This is a genomic window from Dyadobacter sp. CECT 9275 (assembly GCF_907164905.1).
GTDB classification, from domain to species: domain Bacteria; phylum Bacteroidota; class Bacteroidia; order Cytophagales; family Spirosomataceae; genus Dyadobacter; species Dyadobacter helix.
In genome coordinates, this window is sequence record NZ_CAJRAF010000002.1 from 299,140 (window position 1) to 321,453 (window position 22,314).

Consider the following 22,314-nt stretch of genomic DNA (forward strand, 5'->3'; position numbering starts at 1 on the left):
AATGCCGTCTGCCTTTTCTATAAAAAACAACCTGGCTTTTTTAGGAATATGTTCAAAAAACAATTTTTACCTGTTTTATTAGCTGCATTATTGTTTTGCCAATCTGGCTTCGGACAAAAAACAATCTCTCTTTTTAACGGAAAAGACCTCAAAGGCTGGCATGCCGATGTTCCTGAAATGGATAAGAATCCGGATCTAAAAAGTCCGTTCCTGGTTAGAAATGGGTTGCTGGTAAGTATGGGAACACCTGGCGGCCATCTGATCACCGATAAACAGTATGAAAATTTCAGGCTTACTTTCCAGTACCGTTTTGCTGGCAAACCTGGGAATTGCGGCGTGCTGGTCTTTGCATCAACGCCGAGGGCGCTCTATGATATGTTCCCCAAATCCATCGAAGTACAGATGATGCATGAAAATGCAGGAGATTTCTGGTGTATACAGGAAGATATTACTGTGCCGGACATGGAAAAAAGGCGCGGCCCCAAAGAAAAATGGGGCGTAAACGGAGATAAACTACGACGAATTCCCAACCTGACCGACGGTACCGAGAAACCGCTGGGAGAGTGGAATACCTACCGTATTGAATGTATAAAAAATACGATCCGGGTTTGGCTTAACGGCGTGATGGTCAATTATGGCTATAACTGTACCGCCTCCAAAGGCCAAATAGCACTGCAAGCCGAAGGCTCCGAAGTAGAATTCAAAGATATTGCACTGACGCCTATTGGCGGTGGGCGGTAGGTGGTGGGCGGTGGAGTTAACAGTTTTTAGTAAGCAGTTCACAGCGTCGGCACAGCCCAGTATGAACTGCTTAGCTACTAGGCAAGAGCCATCAACACTGAATATCGCCCACTGCAAACTGCTTACTGCAAACTGCTTTCTTTGAACTGCTTACTTAAAATCGACTCTGTTTCAAAGCGCTACCAACTCGGTAAAACCGCCCCCTGTGAACTGCTTACTTGAAACTAAAAACTCTCTAAAGCTACCTTTTTCATTTTCTCCAAACCTGTTTTGGCAACAAGCAGGGGATCTTGCTCGTAATATCCTTTATTAAATACCTCAAACGAAAGTATGACCGGTCTTTCAGGATTTCTGAGTGTTTTCAGCAAGCCTGCCAACGGAGCAATTCCGTCTCCGGCATAAATACGATCCGCATCCGTAATGGTCTCGCGCCGAGGAGTTTCGGGATAATCGTTCATGTGGAAAATCTCAATAAGCGGCTTCCCTACCAGCTTAACGCTGTCCATTCCCGAACCACCCTTGTGAAGATGATAAACGTCCATCAAGAGACGTGCAGAGGGGTGTGAAGCCTCGGCTGCGACATACAGGATCTCCCCTACCCGACTAAGATTTTTGGAAAATCCCCACAGTTCAAGGTGGGGTACCACTCCCGTTTTATCCCCAAGTTCCAGAATTGTTCTATATCGCTCTGCCACCCTTTTCAAATCCAGCGAGGCACCTGTAGTTGCCCCCATGGGTGGAGCCGCTACCCTCGGACATCCTATGCCTGCCAATTGGTCCATTTCGCCTTTCAGTTGTTCCAGGGCTTTGCTTCGGGTGGTTTCATCATCTACAATCCAGGCTGCGAAACCAATGGCGTCTTCAATTTTAATCCCCAGATCATCGATCATCCTCTTTGTTTCCGACAACGAATGACCTTCCTTTAAATAGTCCTGCAGACTATTAATCCATATCTCCACTGATTTATACCCAGCCTTTGAAGCTACCTCCAGCTCCTTTCTAAATCCCAGCTTATGGCCTCTTAATGTACTCATATTGAGAGAGTAAATAAAAGGATCCATTTTTTTTGTTGTGACTTCTGGCAAAAAAGCGGTGGTTCCTGTTACAGCCAGGACCGAAGAAACTGCTTCGCGACGGTTCATTTAATATCAATGTTTATTGGTAATTACTGACCAAAGGCACTTCATCGGATTTTTTACCACCTAATCAGTACACCATTTTTTAAATGTTTATGTTCACGATACCGCCTATCTTTGCAAAAACCGGATTTGACTTCAAATACAAAAGATGTATTTTGTCACCAAAACGAATCCGTTTTTAAAATAGCCATGAAAAAACATATTCTAATCCGGTACCTGCGGTTTGCCTGGGTATCCGCTGGGCTGCTATTCATCTGCTGGCTTGTATACAGCATGCAAGTCCATGACGTTGACAGCAAGCTCCTGAATTCAGATTCGGGAATAAAGGTGGAACAGTCTAAAAACCTCCTATCTTTCAGCCCGAAAACCTCTTTTAAAAAAGTTTTTATTTTCTACCCGGGAGCCCTGGTCGATCCCTATGCCTACGTTCCGCTTTGCAGGAAAATAGCTGAGACAGGTATCCAGAGTATCATTGTTAAAATGCCCTTACGACTCGCAAACCGGGGTTATCTCTTGCCAAAAGAGCTCGGCCTCCTAGCCGACCCGGAGAAGGAATATATCTTGTCGGGACATTCGCAGGGAGCAAAAATGGCCGCCCGCTTTGTTTACGAAAATCCGGGAATGGTGGATAAACTGGTACTGATGGGCACTACCCATCCCAAAGAAACGGATATGTCCGCTATTGCTATTCCAGTGATGAAAATTTATGGCCTTAACGATGGTGTTGCCAGCCCGGAAGATGTAGTCACCAATAAAACGTTATTGCCGGCAACTACGCGTTATGTCCCTATTCCCGGAGCAAATCACTCACAATTTGGCTATTATGGGTTTCAGCTGGGTGACCATGCGGCTATGATCTCCAGAGACAAACAACAGCAGATCATTTTACAGAACATCCTGGATTTTATTCAATAAAGACCTAAATATACCAATATCTCAGGTGGTAAGCGCTCCCCAGCTTCTGCGAAGGACCAGAGGTGATAAATGGCTGACCTGATTTGCGTGAAACCCATTACTTTTGAAAATCAAGAAACTAAACAATTGTTCCTTATGCAAAAATTCATTGTCACCGTTCTTATTTGTTTATTAACAAGTTCAATCAGTTTCGGGCAGTCTGACCCGGCATATCAGAAAAAACTACAAAAAATGTTTGAAGTATCCGGTTCTGAACAAACTTACAAAGTTGCTATTCAACAAATGTTCCAGATGTTTAAACAGCAGAAAGCCAATGTCCCGGAAAACGTCTGGACCGAGTTTGAAGGGGAATTCCTGAAAACTTCTATAAAAGACCTTGTGACAATGCTGGAACCCGTGTATCAGAAACACCTGACTATAGATGAACTTCAGAAGATAATTGAGTTTTATGACACACCGACCGGTAAAAAGTTTGCAGAAAAAACTCCTTTCATCATGCAAGAGTCCATGCAGATAGGCCAGCAATGGGGTATGAAAATTGGGCAGGAATTTCAGGAAAAGATGAAGGCAAAAGGATATTAAGAACAGCTGCATAATTCAAGGTCAGCCGGAAAAGAAAATCATGACTTTTCCGGCTGGCCTTTTTATCTCAACAGCAGGTCCCCTATCAGGGAGAATTCGGTATGAGGTGCCATGGCCATCACGTTGCCCTGCTTGTCGAGCAGAATAAAAAAAGGAGTTTCCGCAATGTGATAGCGATGATTAAAACCAAAACTTTCAGGAATCGGTACAAACCCGCAGTTACGTTTTGGAATATTCACCAGGCACTCTTCCCGGGTATCCAGTGTGGTACCTAGCGATACGATTTCAATTCCCCGCCGACGGTGTGCGTCTACAAAAGCGGATATTACCTTTGTACTGGCCAGGGTATACAAAGGTTTTTCATATCGGATCCAGAAGCCAAGCAACACATAACTACCTTTCAGTTTCTCAGAGTCATAAGTGACGCCATCCAACCCCTGCATGACAAAAGGCGGCAACGGCTCACCCACTTCGGGCCTCAGGTCCTCATCGAAACCGATCACCTGAGGAGCCTCGGCCGATGTCCTTCTGGTGAGCATGAAGGAAGACGCCTTGCCATATTTATCGAAGACAGGTTCCAGCTTGTATTTCCCAGGAGCCGATTGAATGAGTTGTTCATAAGAACGATAACTGATCTGCTTTCGTGTGGAGCGGTCTATGATAACAGTACTGCTGTTCACTGTCAGCTGCTGGCTCACTTTCCCTTCATAACGCTTCACTTGGGCCATAGCGGCCTGAACAAGAAAAGCAGAAAAAACAAGAAAAAACATCCTGTTTTTGATAATTTTCATTCGAAATGAGTTGATAGTATTATATTTAGCAGAGCTTCCGGCGCCTTAAACGTCAGCCAATCGGAAAACCGATAGTATAACTCATTTCCAAGGATAATATTTTAATTGGCTCAACCGTGTTTATCAGAAAATTCACAAATCCAGATATTGATACCCTCATGACGTGGGTTGATAATCCTGAACTGCTGTTTCAGTTTGCCGGACTTTCCTGGACGTTTCCTCTCAAGAGACAGGATCTGGTTGACTATTTTGAATATTCGGATCGCCAGTCCTACATGGCCATTGGAGAAGATGGCCATCCGGTTGGTTTTGGGGAAATCATAAATGACAGCAACCCCTCGCCCCGGCTGGGCAGGCTCCTGATAGGCCCGGGAACAAACCGGGGCAAAGGCTTGGGCGTGCAGCTCATCAAATTGCTTGTTGCGGAATGTGAACAGGTTTATAATCCTGACACCGTTTATTTGTTCGTACTGGAAAATAATATGGCAGCCTTGCGTTGTTACTTTAAATCGGGTTTCAAGGTCAGCCGCGACGGCCATATCAAAATAGGCGGCCAACCTTTTTCGCCCACAGCCCTATTGATGTCTTTAACATTAAAACCATGACAACCGACCGGATTATCAGAAACATATTGATCGTATTCATTCTCATTGCCAATATCGGATGCGACCAGATCTCTAAAAGGATCGTGCGGGACGAAATCGGAGAATATGAAACGATCAGCCTGGTGAAAGATCATCTTACCCTGACCAAAGTAGAAAACACCGGAGCGTTTCTCAGCGTAGGAAGTACCCTGCCCGATTCCATTAAGTTTTTCCTGTTATCCATCGTGCCGCTGCTTGCACTGAGCTTCGGCATTGTCTACTTATTGCGCCGGAAAAATCTTACCTGGGTGAGTTCACTGGCACTAAGCTTTGCCATTGGCGGCGGGATCGGGAATATCTATGACCGTGTGGTGCACGGTTCGGTTACTGATTTTCTGCATATCAACCTTGGGCCTTTACAGACAGGCATCTTTAACATGGCAGACGTGTCCATCATGGTTGGTATGTTATTGTTTTTCGTTCAATCGCTGATCAACAAAAAAGTTATAACATCCCGGTTACGTTAAGCATATCCAGTTGGAAATTTTAAATCATTGGCACAATTTATTGACTTACAAAACCCTGACGTACAATACCATCCTGATTTCAGGATGGAGGTGATTTTCCGTACCGTTTGAAAATATGTTATCATCCTTCGCTATGATTTATTAAACCCGACGAACCATGACCTACATCAAAATCGTCCTGCTTGTAATCCTGATGATGATGGAGAAGTGCCACCTCATTTCCAGGACCACGGAGCCTCTTTACGTTGAGTCCAAGCCTATGGTGAAAGGAATGAATGGAACCTGGCAGCTTACGGGAGTCATTCAGGGTGATTCACTTGCGGATGACAATACAGTAAACAGTTTCATGAACATGGCTCTTGAAAACCAGGCAGCTCGCGGTTTACTATTATCCTTCTTTCCTGACAGCACATTTGCAGAATTTAAAAAAAACGGAGACTACCAAACCGGAAAATGGGAATACGATGATGTTTCTGACTCTCTTACTATATTTTATCCCGACAAAACTGAAAAGGTAAAAGTAGTATATGATTACGCCGGAAACGGAGCCAGACTCCTTACCCTGAAATTAACCGAAAACAATGCCGTATCCGTGATCGAAACAGGCAAAAACCTGCAAAACTATCAAGAGGATCCATTTTATGCCAGGAACAATTTATGGCGCAAAAAACCTTTGAAACCGGAGAATGAGCAGGAACGCCTCAACAGGCTTACCAACTACATCGCACATAATCTGTATGTATTAAAGTCAGCTGAAATCAGAAAACAGGAAACCATTTCATGGGAATTTTCTCAGGGAATAATCAAAATTTACAACAGTGGCATTGGGGTGGTAAAGCATGATGAAATCCCCCTGTCCTGGGCCAATACCTACTTTTCCCAGGAAGAAGCGCAGCAAACCCGTAAGCTATTTGAGGATTATCTGTTCACCAGGCCTTATAAAGGTAATGCCACAGGCAACTGGGTCAGAGATGATTATAATATCCTGAGTACCATTTACCAGGATGCGAGGAGCGGTAAACTGCTGCATTTGTGAAGGAACCGGCCCAATAAAAGCAATTATTAAAAAAGCCCCTGCGTTTGGGGCTTTTTTAATAACATAATGTATCAGTATCTATACCTCAGGCACCAACAGATTTTCGGATGATGTTCAAAGCAGAGCCTGCCTTAAACCATTCAATTTGCTGCGCATTGTAGGTATGGTTTACAGGAAATGTATCTGTTGTCCCGTCATTGTGATTCAGAACCACAGTGAGAGGTACCCCTTCTGTAAAAGTTTCCAGACCTGTGATATCGATGGAATCATCTTCCTGAATTTTATCGTAATCACCAGGATTAGAAAAGGTAAGTGCAAGCATGCCCTGCTTTTTCAAGTTCGTTTCGTGAATCCGGGCAAACGATTTCACCAGAATAGCCCGGACGCCCAGGAAACGTGGCTCCATTGCTGCATGCTCACGGGAAGAACCCTCACCGTAATTTTCATCTCCCACCACAATGGTTCCTATCCCATGCGCCTTATAGTCACGCTGCACCGCAGGAACTTCGGCATATTGATTTGTCAGCTGATTCTTTACTGAATTTGTTTTTTCATTATAGAAGTTCAGCGCCCCAATCAGCATGTTGTTAGAAATGTTGTCCAGATGGCCACGATATTTTAGCCAGGGACCCGCCATGGAAATATGGTCAGTTGTACACTTTCCTTTTGCTTTGATCAGTAATTTGAGGCCCTTCAGGTCAGTACCCTCCCACTCTGCAAACGGCTCAAGAAGCTGAAGACGGTCAGAGGTAGGACTTACCAGTACCTGCACCTTGCTTCCATCTTCCGCGGGAGCCTGATAACCCGCATCTTCCACAGCAAAACCTCTGGTCGGCAGTTCCATACCGGTTGGTTCATCCAGCATGACTTCTACGCCATCCGTATTAACCAGCTTGTCTACCCGGGGATCAAAAGTAAGGCGTCCGGCAATAGCAAGAGCCGTTACAATTTCGGGAGAGGCAACAAAGGAATGGGTATTGGGATTACCATCGGCCCGTTTGGAAAAGTTACGGTTGAAGGAGGTAATGATGGAGTTCTTCTCTCCTTTTTCCGCACCATGCCTTGCCCATTGACCAATACAGGGCCCACAGGCATTGGCAAGTACCACTCCGCCAATTTGGGCAAAAGTATCCAGGAACCCATCGCGCTCAACCGTATAACGTACCTGCTCAGAACCCGGCGTGATGGTATATTCCGATGTCACTTTTAATTTTTTATCAACCGCCTGTTTTGCCAGAGAAGCCGCACGGCTCACATCTTCGTAAGAGGAGTTCGTACAGGATCCAATCAGACCAACGGATAGTACTTCGGGCCATCCGTTTTCTTTCACTGCGGTAGCGAACTTGGACAGCGGCCATGCCAGATCCGGTGTAAAAGGACCGTTTACATGAGGTTCCAGCGTCGAAAGATCAAGTTCGATTACCTGGTCGTAATACGTAGACGGGTCAGCATAAACCTCATCATCCGCACGAAGATAACCTGCAACTGCATCTGCAGCATCTGCAACGTCTTTACGATCCGTCGCCCGCAGGTAAGCAGCACTTTTAGCATCATAAGCGAAGATGGAGGTTGTTGCCCCTATTTCAGCACCCATGTTGCAAATAGTACCTTTCCCGGTTGCGGATAGACTTTCAGCTCCTTCACCAAAATATTCAACTACATAACCGGTACCACCTTTAACGGTAAGCTGCCCAGCTACCCAGAGGATAACATCTTTTGCGGCTGTCCATCCGCTTAGTTTACCTGTAAGTTTTACACCGATCAAACGCGGCATTTTCAGCTCCCAGGCCAGGCCCGACATCACATCACTGGCGTCGGCTCCGCCTACACCAATCGCAATCATCCCCAAACCACCCGCATTGGGAGTATGGGAGTCGGTACCGATCATCATCCCACCCGGGAAGGCATAATTTTCCAGTACAACCTGATGAATGATCCCGGCTCCGGCTTTCCAGAAACCTAAACCATATTTATCGGATACGGAAGAAAGAAAATCATAAACCTCTTTATTCTTATCCTCTGCATTTTTCAAATCCTGAACCGCACCGACCTCCGCCTGGATCAAGTGATCGCAATGCACCGTGGAGGGAACTGCAACCTGAGGCCTTCCAGCCTGCATAAATTGCAGAAGGGCCATTTGTGCAGTTGCATCCTGCATCGCTACGCGGTCAGGAGCAAAATCCACATAAGACTTCCCACGCTCAAACACCTGGCTTGGGGTGCCTTCCCACAAATGGGAATACAGAATTTTTTCCGACAGGGTTAATGGGCGACCCACTACTTTACGGGCCACTTCCACTCGCTCTTGCATACGGGTATAAACACCCTTAATCATATCTAAGTCAAATGCCATATCGTCTAAATTATATGCTTATACATTCACACTTGTCAACAACAGAAACGCCAGTCACTATCTGCTTAACAATTTAACAGGAGGCGCGAACTTGGTCAGGTCGATACCTACCACCGCGGCTTTATATTCATCCATATCCGGAATCCGGCCAAGAATTGCCGACAGCACCACAACAGGTGTGGACGCCAGCAGTGATTCCCCTTTTTTACGTTCCGAATCTTCAACAACCCTTCCCTGGAAAAGACGTGTAGAAGTGGCCAGAACGGTATCACCCTTGGCAGCCTTTTCCTGATTACCCATACAAAGGTTACAACCCGGGCGTTCCAGGTACATCATATTTTCGTATTCGGTACGTGCTGCTACTTTCGGAGCCTTGTCATCGAACTCGAAACCGGAGTATTTCTGCAGTACATCCCAGTCTCCCTCTTTCTTGAGTTCTTCAATGATGTTGTAAGTAGGTGCAGCTACCACGAGCGGTGCCTGAAACTCTACCTTACCTTGCTGCTCTTCCAGATTTTTAAGCATCTGAGAAACAATTTTCAGGTCTCCCTTATGCACCATACAGGAACCCACAAAGCCAAGATCTACTTTTTTATCTCCTCCGTAATACGAGAGCGTCCGGATGGCGTCATGGGTATAACGCTTGGATACATCTTTGTTATTGACATCAGGATCGGCAATCATCGGTTCCACAATTGCGTCAAGGTCAATCACAACTTCCGCATAGTACTTCGCATTTGCATCCGGTACCAGTGCGGGTTTCTCTCCTGATTTGATTTCTGCAATTCTCTTATCTGCTTTGTTGATCAACCCCTGAAGAACCTGCTTGTGGTTATCCATGCCTTTGTCGATCATTATCTGGATTCTGCTTTTGGCTATTTCCAGTGATTTGATCAGCGTGTCATCTTCAGAGATACAGATGGAGGCCTTCGCCTTCATTTCTGCGGTCCAGTCTGTAAATGTGAAAGCCTGGTCAGCAGGGAGTGTACCTATGTGTACTTCAATAATCCTTCCCTGAAATACATTCTCACCGCCAAACTGCTGAAGCATCTGCGCCTGTGTGGCATGTACCACATCACGGAAATCCATGTGATCCTTCATATCTCCCTTGAAAGTTACCTTCACAGACTCAGGAATAGGCATGGAAGCCTCACCTGTGGCCAGTGCAAGCGCAACCGTTCCGGAATCCGCTCCGAAGGCAACCCCTTTGGACATTCTGGTATGGGAGTCTCCACCAATGATGATCGCCCACTCGTCCACCGTGATATCGTTCAGCACCTTATGAATAACGTCCGTCATGGAGTGATACTCGCCTTTGGGGTCACGCGCCGTGATCAGACCGAAATCGTTCATGAATTTCATGAGTTTCGGAATGTTTGCCTGGGCTTTTTTATCCCAAACCGACGCCGTATGACAGCCCGACTGGTAGGCGCCATCGACAATCGGTGAAATCACCGTAGCAGCCATTGATTCCAACTCCTGGGCTGTCATCAAACCCGTTGTATCCTGGGATCCTACAATATTGACTTCAACACGAACATCCGAGCCGGCGTGTAACACTTTACCGGGAGTAGTTCCCACAGCATTTCTGTTAAAAATTTTCTCGACCGCTGTGAGTCCTTGTCCCTCGTTGGAAATCTCCTTGGACGGTGCAAACACAGGCGTGGGTTCAATTCCTAAAATTTTTGCTGCAACAGTCTGTATTTTTTTACCGAATACGATCGCATACGATCCACCGGCTCTCATAAATTCCTTTTTCTGAGGGGTGAGCGCTTTTGAAATGTCTATCAGTTCCTGCTCACCATTATACAGCTTTTTTGTCTTTGTATTAATGGTAAGAACAGTACCTGTTGCCACAGAATATACTTCTTCAAGCACGGGATCACCATTTTCATTGCGGACGACGTTACCATCGGCGTCCACCTTCTTCACCCAGTTTTTCAGGTCAATACCAATACCACCCGTAACATCTACAGTGGTAAGGAAAATCGGAGAGATACCGTTCGTTCCACCTACAATCGGCGCGATGTTCACAAAGGGAACATACTGGCTGGCTGGCCTTCCTGTCCAAAGCGCCACATTATTTACCCCAGACATCCTTGATGATCCAACCCCCATGGTACCTTTTTCTGCAATGAGCATTACGCTTTTACCGGGGTGCTCCGCCTGCAACGCTTTGATCTGCTGCTGCGCCTGGGGAGTGATCATGCATTGCCCATGCAATTCGCGGTCTGAACGTGAGTGTGCCTGGTTTCCAGGAGACAATAGATCCGTAGATATGTCGCCCTCACCGGCAATGAATGTAACAATATCAATTTCTTCGGGTACCTCGGGTAACTTCGTGAAGAATTCGGCCCGTGCATAACTTTCAAGAATATCTCTGGCGATCGGGTTATTGCTTTTAAACGCCTCCCTCAGACGATCAATATCAGCATCATAGAGAAAAACCTGCGTTTTAAGTACCTCTGCTGCCTGCTCAGCAATGGAGCTATTCTCACCCAGGGCCAGATCAAGCAATACCTCAATGGAAGGCCCGCCTTTCATGTGCGACAACAGTTCAAGGGCATATACAGGTGTTATTTCTGCAACAACCGACTCGCCCAACACGATCTCTTTCAAAAACCTTGCTTTTACCCCCGCCGCACTGGTAGTACCCGGTAATGTATTGTAAATAAAGAATTTAAGAGAATCGTCCCGATGCTCATTGGCAGGATCTTTAATCTGCGCAATGATCTCACTTGTTAATTCAGCCCCATCAATGGGTTTTGGATGCAGTCCAAGGGCTTTTCTTTCTTCAATCTCCTGAAGGTAATCCTTATAAATATTCATAATAAAAATCTTTTCAATGTTAAAGGTTTGCCAACTACTTTACGAGCAACTTGCTCCTGCATGCGGGCACATACACCCCTAATCATGTCTAAGTCAAAAGCCATAGTAATTAATCAATATTGGGATTATCTGTTGTCATTAAACACGCGAAAGTACGAATTTACCCGATACCAAGGGAGTTCTTCCCTCATTTCGATGCTATTTAGCATCATTATATACTAATGTATCATTTTAACAACCATGCACCTTGTTTTTTTGTTCTTAAAAGGCGTTATAAATTGCTTTTTTATTGACAAAAGGTGATTAAAAAATGACCTTCACAAATACTTTTATCAAACTCCTTTTGACAAGTACTTTGATTTTTTGAACGTTTCTAACCTATATTTGAGCATCCAAAGTGCCACCCAGAATATTAAATTCAAAATTATGTCAAAAAATCTGGTGATCGTGGAGTCACCGGCGAAGGCCAAAACCATTGAAAATTATTTAGGAGATGACTTCACCGTCAAGTCGAGTTTCGGGCACGTACGTGACCTCCCCGAGCATGATATGGGTGTGGATGTTGAAAATGGTTTTCAGCCATCGTATGAAATTTCAGCAGATAAAGTAAAGGTCATCAGTGAGCTTAAAAAACTTGCCAAGGATGCAGAAGTGTGGCTGGCAACGGATGATGACCGCGAAGGAGAAGCCATTTCCTGGCATTTAAAAGAGGCTCTGGGCCTACCGGATGCGACCAAAAGGATCGTGTTCAGGGAGATTACCAAAACGGCACTTCAGAACGCTATCCAAAAGCCCCGTACCATTGATGTGGACCTCGTGGATGCCCAGCAAGCCAGGCGTATACTGGACCGGCTCGTTGGATACGAACTATCTCCGGTACTTTGGAAAAAGATAAGAATTGGAAAAACCAACCTTTCTGCAGGCAGGGTACAGTCGGTAGCGGTGCGGATTGTGGTGGAACGTGAGCGGGAAATTGAAGCTTTTAACAGTAAAGGAAGTTTCAAAGTAACCGCCCGTTTTGACTTGGGCAACGGAAAAGTTCTCAATGCTGAACTACCCAAAAACTTTGCGGCGGAAGCGGATGCATTAAAATTCCTGGAAAAATGCATTGGCGCGGCTTTTACTATTAAAAATCTTGAAACAAAACCTGCAAAAAAAACACCTGCCCCCCCTTTCACAACTTCTACTTTACAACAGGAGGCTTCCCGGAAATTGAGTTTTTCGGTAGCCCAGACTATGACCATTGCACAACGGTTGTATGAAGCCGGGAAAATTTCCTATATGCGTACCGACTCCACCAATCTGTCGGAAGAGGCACTGGAAAAAGCTCGTCAGCAGATCACCACGGAATATGGTCAGGAATATTTCAACAGAAGGGTTTTTAAGACCAAATCGGAATCTGCTCAGGAAGCACACGAAGCCATACGGCCCACCGATTTCTCCACAACCCAGGGAAGCAGCGACCGAAACGAGCAGCGTTTGTACGAGCTGATATGGAAAAGAGCCATTGCTTCTCAGATGTCAGATGCGCAGCTGGAAAGGACAACCGCAACGATTGGTATCTCCACGACTTCCGAAGAACTGGTGGCGCAGGGTGAGGTGATCAAATTTGAAGGTTTCCTGAAGGTATATCTCGAATCGAGCGACGATGAGGATGAGGAACAGAAAGGCATGCTTCCACCATTGAATATCAATCAGTTATTAAAACTTTCTGATTTAAAGGCAACTGAAAGATTTACAAGGTATCCGCCAAGATATACAGAGGCCAGCCTGGTCAAGAAACTGGAAGAAATGGGTATCGGCCGACCGTCGACCTATGCGCCAACGATCTCTACCATCATCAGAAGAGAATACGTGGTGAAAGAAGACCGGGCCGGAACCGAACGGGAATTTAAGGAAATGACCCTGGCCAATGACCAGATCCGAACTCGCGTTGCCAAGGAAACATACGGAACCGAAAAAGCCAAACTGTTCCCGACCAGCGCCGGGATGATCGTTAACGACTATCTGGTAAGTCATTTTGAGGATATTGTTGACTATTCCTTTACTGCAAGCGTAGAAAAAGACTTTGACCACATTGCCGAAGGGTCACTTCCCTGGCAGCAAATGATCAAAAACTTTTACACGCCTTTCCATAAAAAACTGAATGAGGTAAAGGAGGAAGCGATTGACCGGAGCCTTACGTCCAGAGACATCGGAGAGGATCCTGTGTCGGGCAAAAAAGTATCCGTCCGGATCGGGAAGTACGGTCCCTATGTGCAGATCGGAGATGCGGAAGATGAAGAGAAACCGAAATTCGCCAGCTTACTGAAAGGCCAGCTGATGGAAACGATCAAACTGGAAGAGGCCCTGGAACTATTCAAGCTGCCCCGAACGGTCGGTCTTTTTGAGGACAGTGAGCTGGTCGTGAACATAGGCAAATTCGGGCCCTACGTCAAACACGATGGAAAGTATTACTCTCTCGCCAAAACAGATGACCCCATGGCCGTTACCGAAGAGCGGCTGGCCGAGATCATCACTGAAAAACGCATCGCAGAAAGTAACCGTACCATCAAGGAATTCAGCGAAGATGCGGACGTCAAAGTGCTTAATGGGAGATATGGTCCTTACATCGCTTTTGGTAAGAAGAATGTGAAAATCCCGAAAGGAACCGATCCTGCAGGGCTTACCTACGAGGAGGTTGTAAAACTGGCTGCCGAAACCCCGGACAAACCTGCCGGAAGAGGATTTAAGAAGCCAGCAGCCAAAGCAGCGGCCGTAAAAAAAGAAACAGCGCCGAAAAAGGAAGCAGCGAAAAAACCGGCGGCGAAAAAGGCTTCCAAAAAGAGCTGAGCCATCAGAATTTTTTAAACGATATGACCTACATGCATAACTTCCACTGCTAACAGCCAATAGCCCAAATGAAAAAACTTGTTGTCCTTTCCGGAGCAGGAATAAGTGCCGAAAGCGGTGTAAGTACCTTTCGGGATAATGGTGGATTGTGGGATAATTATCGGATAGAAGATGTGGCAACTCCCGAAGCCTGGCGTAAAAATCAGGAACTGGTGCTTGACTTTTATAATCAGCGCAGGAAGCAGGCACTGAACGTATCTCCGAATGCAGCACATCTGGCGCTGGCGGAACTGGAAAAAGACTACGACGTCACTATCATTACCCAAAATGTAGATAATCTGCATGAACGCGCCGGCTCCTCCCGTGTGATACATCTGCATGGCGAGTTGTTTAAAGTAAGAAGTACTAAAAATGCGGACCTTGTGTATGACCTGGACGGCTGGGAACTGAAAACCGGTGACCTTTGTGAACTGGGCAGCCAGCTGCGTCCGCACATCGTGTGGTTTGGCGAAGGAGTACCTCTTATGGACGAGGCGATTGATATCACTGCCGGGGCCGACATCTTTCTGGTGATCGGAACATCACTTGCCGTGTATCCCGCAGCAGGACTTGTTCATTATGTCGACGCCGGAAAACCTATTTATATTGTGGATCCTGCCAGGCCGGATATTATTCTGAAACCAAATATGACTTTCATTCAGGAAAAAGCGACCATAGGGATAACACTCTTTACAAAGGAGCTGGAAAAACTGGAATAAATTCCCTTGCGCAGGAACAGAGATACCCTCCTGCCCCTGACCAGTTTCTGACTATTTCCCGGCCTTTAAGGCCTACGAAAATTCATCAAACTTTTAACAGAACATCACAATGCAGTTACTTGATGGGAAGGCGATATCCTCCCAGATAAAATCAGAGATCAAAACAGAGGTAGAAAACTGGGTTGCTTCAGGTGGAAAAAAACCCCATTTAGCAGCTATACTGGTGGGTGAAGATGGCGCCAGCCAAACTTACGTCGCTTCAAAAATAAGGAGCTGCGAGGAAATTGGTTTTACCTCTACCCTGCTCCGATTTGCATCTGATATTTCGGAACAAACGCTGCTCGATGCTGTGGCATCGTTGAACAATGATCCTGAGATCGACGGGTTCATCGTGCAGCTGCCACTTCCAAATCATATATCGGAAAATACGATCATGGAAGCTGTTGATCCCAAAAAAGATGTGGATGGCTTCCACCCGATCAACGTAGGAAGAATGTGCAAAGGGTTACCGGCCTACATTTCCGCAACACCGTTTGGGATTCTGGAAATGCTGATCCGAGCTGGAATTGAAACTGCGGGCAAACATTGTGTGGTGATCGGCCGCAGCCAGATCGTGGGCCTGCCTATGAGCATTCTTATGCAACGGAACGAATATCCTGGCAATTGTACCGTAACCATTACCCATAGCAAAACACGCAATCTAAAGGAGATCTGCCAGACAGCCGACATACTCATTGTAGCGCTGGGCCGTCCGGAATTTGTGACCGCCGATTACGTAAAAGAGGGAGCTGTGGTAATTGATGTGGGTATCAGCCGGGTGGAGGATGCAACCAAAAAGAGCGGCTTTGCCATCAAAGGAGATGTGAACTTTGCTGATGTAGCCCCAAAAAGTAGTTATATCACGCCTGTACCCGGTGGAGTGGGCCTTATGACAATCTGCGGTTTGCTAACCAACACCCTGAAAGCAGCAAGGAAAGAGATTTATTCGTAGAATATTATTGAAGCAATGATCTGGTATTGAAAGAAAAGACTATACCGATTATAGGTAACTCTAGGATACCAGATCAACTTTGATGTCCCTTATATCCGCATCGTTTGCCCGACCTGCTACAAACCAAAATCAACCGTCCCGATATTTACATAAGGTCCTTTTTCTTTATCCCTTTTTTTTAAAATAGCCACGCTCCGGCAGATACAGCTTTTAGGATAGATAATGTTGTGTTGGTTCATCAGATCAAAAAGCTCGCGATTGACATACCTTGCCAGAGTCAGGTGAAGGTTTAATTTTGTGATTTTACCCTGAACAGCTGTCATAAACTGCCGGTTAAATGCCAGAATAGGGTCAGGATTCCGGATACCCAGTTTAACCGTAACGCCACCTCTTCCAGGGAAGTATCCTACCTCCGAGAACGATACGGATAACGGTGATTGCTGCAACAGAAATTCAGTGATGGAAGCTGTCACTTTCAAGTCATTTTCAGGACAAATAATTCCGTCTATCGAAATATGCGGCATTTTCACCAGCTGGGAAGGTTTAAGTCCAAGTTGTGTTACCAAAACCTCGTTCAGCGCGTGAATTTCCCTAAGCGTTCCTTCATCGGGTATCAGTACGGGATAGTATTCACAACGCGCCGCAGTGCCACCAAATAAATCAATCTGCCCTTCTTGTATTGATGCCATATAAATAAAGTCAAATTCAAGTTCGTCCCCCATCCTCCTTTTCTCCCAATGCTCCCTCCTCCCCTTCCTCCCTCCTCCCAATATACCCTCCTCCCCCTTTACAAATACCTTAATCCCTTTTTCAGCCACCCCACAAGTTTCTCAGAATAAGGAGGGTACAGAAATTTCAGTGTACCGAAACGCCTTTTCATAATTCCCTTTGCATTGCTGAACTCACGAAAACCGTACACGCCGTTGGCCTTCCCCGATCCGCTGTTACCTACCCCACCAAAAGGCAGTTCGGGATTACCAAACTGCGTTAACAACTCGTTGACCAGTGCATTACCCGAACTGGTATTTTGCAGCACATAATCAGTATTTGCCCTATTCCGGGAATGTAAGTATAAAGCCAGAGGTTTTGGTTTGGAATTAATGCAGGTAATCGCCTCGTCCAACTTCCGGTACGACATCACTGGCAGTACCGGCCCGAATATCTCTTCCTGCATCACCTTCATCTGATCGGATACTCCGGTAAGTAAGGTGGGTGAAATAAAACGGCTTTCTTCGCTCCGGCTTCCACCCGACACGATTTGCGCACCCAGAGAAACCGCTTCGTCCAGGTATCCTGCAATCCTGTTAAAGTGTTTCAGGTTCACGATACGCGCATAGGATGATGACCGTTCCGTCCCCTGCCCGTCCGGATCATACATTTTTTGAATACTTGCTTTCATCGCTTTCATAAAATCCTCCCTGACAGATTCCTGCACCAGCACATAATCCGGCGCTATGCAGGTTTGCCCGTTGTTGAAAAACTTAGCCCAGACAATGCTTTCCGCAGTTTTGGCAACGTCTGCAGTTTCATCCACCACCGAAGGAGATTTTCCCCCAAGCTCCAGCGTTACGGATGTCAGATGCTCGGCGGCTGCTTTCATCACTTCCTTTGCAGTAGCAGGACTGCCCGTGAAAAATATATGATCAAAAGGCAGTTTTAATAGCTCCCGGGCTACCTCCGCATCTCCCTCCACCACCATTACTTCATCCGCAGGAAAAATACGCTCCACCATTTTTCTGACAAACCTTGCCGATTTTGGTGTCATTTCTGACGGCTTAACGATCGCCACACAGCCTGCTGCAATGGCAGATATCAAAGGTTTTACGGCCAGGCCTACCGGATAATTCCAAGGCGCCATAATTAAAACATTGCCTTTGGCCTCATACTGAATAAATGACGAAGTACCCATTGCAGCAAGCGGCGTCACCAGCCGCTGCGGTTTCATCCAGCGTTTCAGATTTTTGCAGGTATAACTTATTTCATTTACCAGGACCAACAGTTCCCCGATAACCGTTTCAGCCATGGGTTTACTAAAATCCTCCATGGTGGCTTCGCAAATTTCGTCGGTGTGAGTGAGCAGGTACTGCTTTAAACGAAGCAGTTTTTCCTTGCGCTGCTCGGTGGTGGACCTCGCAATAACCATTTTGTTAGCCTTTTGCTTCTGGAAAATCTGTACTAATTCAGATGGAGACATATCGAGGTTCGTTATTAATAAATGAATGCGGGTTCCGCTCTTTCCCGCCTAAACCCTGAAATCCATACGAATAATGATAAAAAAACTGAAATAATATTGCGCATCTTAATTTTTACTAAAAAATTTGCCTTTTAGTATTTATCTTTCCCAAAAGGTTTTCCCATGAGTATCGTAAGCAATAATATCAAATACCTCCGCAGGCTTAACGGCTTGACACAGGAGCAGTTTGCGAGAAAAATAGCCATTAAAAGGTCACTTTTAGGGGCTTATGAAGAAGCACGCGCCAATCCCAACCTTACTAATCTGAAGAATATGGCAGCTGCTTTTGGCATCAGCGTGGACAATTTACTAAAAAACGATCTTCGGAAATTAAGAGAAACGCCAGATCTTTCACTGCCTCTGAGTGCTTCCCGGCAAATGACTGTTTCGCACTCTGGGCAGACCCCTGCTGCTCCTCCGGTGCAACGGGTTCCGGCGATGTCCGAGCCACAGCCTTTGTCCAAAATAATCGACAAATTTCAGGCCATACCACCAGAGATCAGAACGGTTTCGCGGCAGGTAAACCTAAAACCAGTGAACGGAGGTACCTATCAGCCAGCAGAGCACCCTCGGACTGCAACACCTCAGCCGGTTCCTCAGGTACCTGCTGATAGTCGTCGCCCGGCGGCATCTCCCTCGGCTGAAAGTCATCAAATGAATCAGTTGCCGGTTTTTAATAACCAGTATACTGCTCATGAACAAGTACCAGCAAAGGAAAAAGAGCAGGAGTATCCTGTGATTCAATGGGTTGCCCGCAAGTACCAGAGTGAGTACTTAGCCAACTACCAAAATCCCGCTTACCTTACCCAGCTGCCTGCTTTTCAGTTACCGAATCTCCCTGCGGGCTATTACCGTGCTTTTGAAAGCGGTGAGGATTTCCCACTGCCGGGATCCTTACTGGTAGGTACCTTTGTAAGGAACTGGTTTGATATTCGGGATGGCATACAGTATATTTTTGTACTTCGCCATCACGGCTTTGTATTCCGCCGCGCCTACAACCAGGTGAAAGAGCGGGGTATCCTGTTATTATCATCTGAGAATCCAGCCATTGCCCCTTCCGAAATTCCGCTGCATGAGGTACTTGAGGTATGGGATATCAAGGCATTCGTAAGCATGCAACTGCCTGCACCTCAGCCGTCACTGGGCCGGATTTCGGAACTATTGGATGAAATGCAGAAAGAGATCGGTCAGCTTTATTAATACCTTCTACCCCCGTATTATCATTTGGCCAGGTTATTAAAAAGTGATTCAATTTTAGGCAGGTCTTTACTCTTTCCGGATACTTCCACCACAGCCACACCCAGCTGATACCACAGCCCGTCACCCGCGGAAATATACTTCCCGTCTTTTTTGGGCTTCGAAGTGGCTGCTTCATCTGGAATAAATTCCGCCTTGTAAACCGTATCAAGTATTTTCTGCAATTGCTGCCAATCCAGCTGAGCCGGCCTGCCGCTATTCTTAGAAATAACGAAGGATTTGTCTGCAAAAGACGCCTTAAGGTCCAGTTGTACAGGATTGTCACCAATCTGGAGGTAGGTCAGTTCAAAAGGCTTTTCTCTACCGGCAATTTCCAGTATTGCCTGCATAAATTCCTGGATAAAATACGCCCAGCGTTCTCTGTCTACCGGATAAACGGTGACCCGCTTTTCTTCTTCTTGCAGCTCAATTTCTACAAAATCCTCGTATTCCTTTTCTTCTCTCTGCCTGATGATTTTGGATGAAGTAAAAATCTTCTCAAATTCCTTAATCCAGATGGGAGAAAAAGCGCCCTTCCATTTAAAATCATCATCCATGGTGAAACCTTCATCCAGAATTTCTTCTTCAGTCAGCTCATCCCTATCCAGATATGAAATGGCAAAGTCCACATGCAGTTCCGTAGCAGAAGTGATATCCAGCTTCAGGGTATCGTAATGCGAAAACGGCGCCGGAATGGCCGGTGCTGTCTGGAAACGGATGATATAATATCCTGGAATGAGAATTTCTTTATTCATTTGGCAATTTCAGTATGGTTTGTGCTGTCCGGCGCTTATCGATTTTATCCGTTGCAGTTCTAAAAAACTGTTCTGCAAAGTAAACATGTTTTGGTGTTTCATAGGCTGAAACCTGCTTTCTTATTTCTACCAGCACCTGTTCCGAGGCCATTTGATCCGGTCGGGCTTCCACCATCAGTATGAGTTTCTGCCCCAAAAGATTGTCTTCTTCAAACCATGTAAAAAAAACATGTGTATAATTTAACCTGAAAAACACATCCGAAACGATTTCATCTATCCTGTCAAGCACAATTTTTACCCCTCCCGAATTAATGATATTGTCTGCCCGGCCAATCCATTTAAATGTATTTTTTGAAGTAATTTCTACCAGATCGTTTGTTTGAACTATCTGAGAATTTGTTACTGCTCCACTGATATACAAACATCCGCGTTCGTCCACCCCAAAACGTATACCTGGGAGAACATTATAATCGTCTTCTTTCATTGGCGACAGCTGTTTCAAAGCGACATGCGAAACGGTTTCCGTCATGCCATAGCTGTGGTATACCTGGTTTGTGAGTAATGAAATTTCATGCTGTAAAACCGGAGACACCGGTGCCCCGCCCAGCAATATTTTATCAAAACGTGTTACGGCCTCCCTGGTGGCGGTATCATGCAGACATGCCGCCAGTTGCATCGGAACCATGGATGTGAAATCAAAACGCAGCGCATGGTTCAGATGTAATAACGGATTAGCCGATGGTTCCGTAATGGTCAGCTCCCACCCCAGCTCCATGCCGCGGATGAGCATCATCATGCCGGCAATGTAATTCACATTCAGACAAACCAGCGCACGAGAGCCCGCGCTCAGTTTCAGAGCCTCCCCGGTCATGAGCGCGCTGCTTATCAACTGATTCCTGTAAAGATCTATCGGTTTGGGAGTTCCGGTCGAGCCGGAGGTAAACAGTGTAATTACTTCGGTTCCGTTGATCCACTCTTTCAGGAAATCATAACATTTCAGTTCATATGGATTTTCGGGAGGAGGCTGACTTAACAATGTTTCCCGGCTGGTTTGCCACATGTGATTTATGAATTAGTTGGACATTTGTTTTTGATGGTACGACAAACAATCTTTAATTTCGCAAATCTGATTAAGGAGTGCTTTTCATTCCGTTACTTAAAATTATAATTGCTTTTATGGCTGCTTCAGTTCAATGGGAAACCATTAAGGAATATCAGGATATACTTTTCCTTCTTCACGAAGGTATTGCTAAAATTAGTATCAATCGTCCGCACAAACATAATGCCTTTACACCTCAGACCGTCACTGAGATGATCGATGCAATGCATATTTGCCGCGAAGATCCTCGTATAGAGGTCATTATTCTTTCGGGCGAAGGCGGGAAAGCATTTTGCTCCGGCGGAGATCAGTCTGTAAGAGGACATGGCGGGTATGTAGGCGATGACCACGTTCCGCGTTTGAACGTCCTTGATCTTCAGCGGATGATCCGGTCCATCCCCAAGGTGGTGATTGCGATGGTTGCGGGCTGGGCTATCGGCGGAGGCCACGTGCTGCATGTGATATGTGATATGTCCATTGCAGCAGAAAATGCACGTTTCGGACAAACCGGCCCGAAGGTCGGCAGTTTTGATGGTGGTTTCGGGGCTTCTTACCTGGCACGTGTGGTGGGCCAGAAAAAGGCGAGGGAAATCTGGTTTCTCTGCGACCAGTATGACGCCGCAGAAGCGTTGAATATGGGCTTGGTCAACAAGGTGGTTCCGCTGGAAGACCTGGAAAGTACTACCATTGAATGGTGTAAGAAAATTCAGCAGAAGAGCCCGCTTTCCATCCGGATGCTCAAAAGTGCTTTCAATGCGGAATTGGACGGACAGGCAGGAATTCAAGAACTTGCGGGAAATGCAACCTTGCTTTATTATCTTAGTGATGAAGCAAAAGAAGGTTTTAATTCGTTCCTGGAAAAACGAACCCCTGATTTTAGTAAATTCCCCAAGTTTCCCTGATTCGGCATTTC

19 protein-coding genes are annotated in these 22,314 nt (G+C 45.9%); 11 read left to right on the top strand and 8 right to left on the bottom strand.

Annotation, left to right across the window (positions count from 1 at the left end; translation table 11 throughout):
* The first annotated feature begins 48 nt into the window (after positions 1–48).
* A complete protein-coding gene (locus KOE27_RS09385; RefSeq protein ID WP_215238634.1) occupies positions 49–741 on the top strand; it encodes a 3-keto-disaccharide hydrolase in 693 nt (230 codons plus the stop codon).
* Positions 742–965: 224 nt separating this feature from the next.
* Here the strand turns inward: KOE27_RS09385 and KOE27_RS09390 are convergent, their stop codons facing one another.
* Positions 966–1,883: a sugar phosphate isomerase/epimerase family protein gene (locus KOE27_RS09390; RefSeq protein WP_215238635.1), complete on the bottom strand. Its 918-nt coding sequence runs from the start codon at positions 1,881–1,883 to the stop codon at positions 966–968.
* Between the two features lie 186 nt (positions 1,884–2,069).
* On the opposite strand from KOE27_RS09390, the gene KOE27_RS09395 reads away from it, so the two are divergent.
* Both KOE27_RS09395 and KOE27_RS09400 read left to right on the top strand, forming a co-directional pair.
* Entirely contained in the window at positions 2,070–2,795 is a 726-nt protein-coding gene (locus KOE27_RS09395; RefSeq protein WP_215238636.1) for an alpha/beta hydrolase, read from the top strand.
* A 135-nt stretch (positions 2,796–2,930) separates the two neighbouring features.
* Positions 2,931–3,377 (top strand): DUF2059 domain-containing protein, encoded by a 447-nt coding sequence (locus KOE27_RS09400; RefSeq protein WP_215238637.1) that lies wholly within the window; start codon positions 2,931–2,933, stop codon positions 3,375–3,377.
* Positions 3,378–3,439: 62 nt separating this feature from the next.
* Here KOE27_RS09400 and KOE27_RS09405 read toward each other — a convergent pair whose 3' ends face one another.
* On the bottom strand, positions 3,440–4,168 hold the full coding sequence (locus tag KOE27_RS09405; RefSeq protein ID WP_215238638.1) for a TlpA family protein disulfide reductase: 729 nt from the start codon (positions 4,166–4,168) through the stop codon (positions 3,440–3,442).
* A 116-nt stretch (positions 4,169–4,284) separates the two neighbouring features.
* Between KOE27_RS09405 and KOE27_RS09410 the strand changes: the two genes are divergently transcribed.
* The 3 genes from KOE27_RS09410 to KOE27_RS09420 all read left to right on the top strand — a co-directional run bounded on the left by KOE27_RS09410 (position 4,285) and on the right by KOE27_RS09420 (position 6,315).
* Positions 4,285–4,773, top strand: a complete 489-nt coding sequence (locus KOE27_RS09410; protein WP_215238639.1) for a GNAT family N-acetyltransferase — start codon at positions 4,285–4,287, stop codon at positions 4,771–4,773.
* The gene (lspA, locus tag KOE27_RS09415) at positions 4,770–5,279 is read left to right on the top strand and encodes a signal peptidase II (protein ID WP_215238640.1); all 510 of its coding nucleotides are present in this window, start codon (positions 4,770–4,772) and stop codon (positions 5,277–5,279) included. Before KOE27_RS09410 ends, lspA begins: the two co-directional genes overlap by 4 nt.
* 157 nt (positions 5,280–5,436) lie before the next feature.
* On the top strand, positions 5,437–6,315 hold the full coding sequence (locus KOE27_RS09420) for a hypothetical protein (protein WP_215238641.1): 879 nt from the start codon (positions 5,437–5,439) through the stop codon (positions 6,313–6,315).
* Positions 6,316–6,400: 85 nt separating this feature from the next.
* Here KOE27_RS09420 and KOE27_RS09425 read toward each other — a convergent pair whose 3' ends face one another.
* The gene (locus KOE27_RS09425) at positions 6,401–8,668 is read right to left on the bottom strand and encodes an aconitate hydratase (RefSeq protein ID WP_215238642.1); all 2,268 of its coding nucleotides are present in this window, start codon (positions 8,666–8,668) and stop codon (positions 6,401–6,403) included.
* A 57-nt stretch (positions 8,669–8,725) separates the two neighbouring features.
* Entirely contained in the window at positions 8,726–11,497 is a 2,772-nt protein-coding gene (locus tag KOE27_RS09430; protein ID WP_215238643.1) for a bifunctional aconitate hydratase 2/2-methylisocitrate dehydratase, read from the bottom strand.
* A gap of 426 nt (positions 11,498–11,923) precedes the next feature.
* Here KOE27_RS09430 and topA point away from each other — a divergent pair, with 426 nt between their 5' ends.
* The 3 genes from topA to KOE27_RS09445 all read left to right on the top strand — a co-directional run bounded on the left by topA (position 11,924) and on the right by KOE27_RS09445 (position 16,078).
* Positions 11,924–14,329, top strand: a complete 2,406-nt coding sequence (gene topA / locus KOE27_RS09435) for a type I DNA topoisomerase (protein ID WP_215238644.1) — start codon at positions 11,924–11,926, stop codon at positions 14,327–14,329.
* Positions 14,330–14,397: 68 nt separating this feature from the next.
* Entirely contained in the window at positions 14,398–15,087 is a 690-nt protein-coding gene (locus KOE27_RS09440) for an SIR2 family NAD-dependent protein deacylase (protein ID WP_215238645.1), read from the top strand.
* Positions 15,088–15,196: 109 nt separating this feature from the next.
* On the top strand, positions 15,197–16,078 hold the full coding sequence (locus KOE27_RS09445) for a bifunctional 5,10-methylenetetrahydrofolate dehydrogenase/5,10-methenyltetrahydrofolate cyclohydrolase (RefSeq protein WP_215238646.1): 882 nt from the start codon (positions 15,197–15,199) through the stop codon (positions 16,076–16,078).
* A 116-nt stretch (positions 16,079–16,194) separates the two neighbouring features.
* Here the strand turns inward: KOE27_RS09445 and KOE27_RS09450 are convergent, their stop codons facing one another.
* Together KOE27_RS09450 and KOE27_RS09455 are read right to left on the bottom strand one after the other, a co-directional pair.
* On the bottom strand, positions 16,195–16,767 hold the full coding sequence (locus tag KOE27_RS09450; protein ID WP_215238647.1) for a 2'-5' RNA ligase family protein: 573 nt from the start codon (positions 16,765–16,767) through the stop codon (positions 16,195–16,197).
* Positions 16,768–16,865: 98 nt separating this feature from the next.
* The gene (locus KOE27_RS09455; protein WP_215238648.1) at positions 16,866–18,272 is read right to left on the bottom strand and encodes an aldehyde dehydrogenase family protein; all 1,407 of its coding nucleotides are present in this window, start codon (positions 18,270–18,272) and stop codon (positions 16,866–16,868) included.
* A 162-nt stretch (positions 18,273–18,434) separates the two neighbouring features.
* Between KOE27_RS09455 and KOE27_RS09460 the strand changes: the two genes are divergently transcribed.
* Positions 18,435–19,511: a helix-turn-helix domain-containing protein gene (locus KOE27_RS09460; protein WP_215238649.1), complete on the top strand. Its 1,077-nt coding sequence runs from the start codon at positions 18,435–18,437 to the stop codon at positions 19,509–19,511.
* A 20-nt stretch (positions 19,512–19,531) separates the two neighbouring features.
* On the opposite strand, the gene KOE27_RS09465 is transcribed toward KOE27_RS09460, so the two are convergent.
* Together KOE27_RS09465 and KOE27_RS09470 are read right to left on the bottom strand one after the other, a co-directional pair.
* On the bottom strand, positions 19,532–20,302 hold the full coding sequence (locus KOE27_RS09465; RefSeq protein WP_215238650.1) for a hypothetical protein: 771 nt from the start codon (positions 20,300–20,302) through the stop codon (positions 19,532–19,534).
* The gene (locus KOE27_RS09470; RefSeq protein ID WP_215238651.1) at positions 20,295–21,362 is read right to left on the bottom strand and encodes an AMP-binding protein; all 1,068 of its coding nucleotides are present in this window, start codon (positions 21,360–21,362) and stop codon (positions 20,295–20,297) included. Before KOE27_RS09470 ends, KOE27_RS09465 begins: the two co-directional genes overlap by 8 nt.
* A gap of 116 nt (positions 21,363–21,478) precedes the next feature.
* Here KOE27_RS09470 and menB point away from each other — a divergent pair, with 116 nt between their 5' ends.
* A complete protein-coding gene (gene menB, locus KOE27_RS09475; RefSeq protein ID WP_215238652.1) occupies positions 21,479–22,303 on the top strand; it encodes a 1,4-dihydroxy-2-naphthoyl-CoA synthase in 825 nt (274 codons plus the stop codon).
* Positions 22,304–22,314: the final 11 nt, after the last annotated feature.

Coding starts and splice junctions, on each gene's coding strand:
- lspA (WP_215238640.1), top strand. CDS start 4,770: ATGACAACCGACCGGATTATCAGAAACATATTGATCGTATTCATTCTC.
- KOE27_RS09400 (WP_215238637.1), top strand. CDS start 2,931: ATGCAAAAATTCATTGTCACCGTTCTTATTTGTTTATTAACAAGTTCA.
- KOE27_RS09385 (WP_215238634.1), top strand. CDS start 49: ATGTTCAAAAAACAATTTTTACCTGTTTTATTAGCTGCATTATTGTTT.
- menB (WP_215238652.1), top strand. CDS start 21,479: ATGGCTGCTTCAGTTCAATGGGAAACCATTAAGGAATATCAGGATATA.
- KOE27_RS09465 (WP_215238650.1), bottom strand. CDS start 20,302: ATGAATAAAGAAATTCTCATTCCAGGATATTATATCATCCGTTTCCAG.
- KOE27_RS09430 (WP_215238643.1), bottom strand. CDS start 11,497: ATGAATATTTATAAGGATTACCTTCAGGAGATTGAAGAAAGAAAAGCC.
- KOE27_RS09425 (WP_215238642.1), bottom strand. CDS start 8,668: ATGGCATTTGACTTAGATATGATTAAGGGTGTTTATACCCGTATGCAA.
- KOE27_RS09390 (WP_215238635.1), bottom strand. CDS start 1,883: ATGAACCGTCGCGAAGCAGTTTCTTCGGTCCTGGCTGTAACAGGAACC.
- KOE27_RS09420 (WP_215238641.1), top strand. CDS start 5,437: ATGACCTACATCAAAATCGTCCTGCTTGTAATCCTGATGATGATGGAG.
- KOE27_RS09460 (WP_215238649.1), top strand. CDS start 18,435: ATGAGTATCGTAAGCAATAATATCAAATACCTCCGCAGGCTTAACGGC.
- KOE27_RS09455 (WP_215238648.1), bottom strand. CDS start 18,272: ATGTCTCCATCTGAATTAGTACAGATTTTCCAGAAGCAAAAGGCTAAC.
- KOE27_RS09470 (WP_215238651.1), bottom strand. CDS start 21,362: ATGTGGCAAACCAGCCGGGAAACATTGTTAAGTCAGCCTCCTCCCGAA.
- KOE27_RS09445 (WP_215238646.1), top strand. CDS start 15,197: ATGCAGTTACTTGATGGGAAGGCGATATCCTCCCAGATAAAATCAGAG.
- topA (WP_215238644.1), top strand. CDS start 11,924: ATGTCAAAAAATCTGGTGATCGTGGAGTCACCGGCGAAGGCCAAAACC.
- KOE27_RS09395 (WP_215238636.1), top strand. CDS start 2,070: ATGAAAAAACATATTCTAATCCGGTACCTGCGGTTTGCCTGGGTATCC.
- KOE27_RS09440 (WP_215238645.1), top strand. CDS start 14,398: ATGAAAAAACTTGTTGTCCTTTCCGGAGCAGGAATAAGTGCCGAAAGC.
- KOE27_RS09450 (WP_215238647.1), bottom strand. CDS start 16,767: ATGGCATCAATACAAGAAGGGCAGATTGATTTATTTGGTGGCACTGCG.
- KOE27_RS09405 (WP_215238638.1), bottom strand. CDS start 4,168: ATGAAAATTATCAAAAACAGGATGTTTTTTCTTGTTTTTTCTGCTTTT.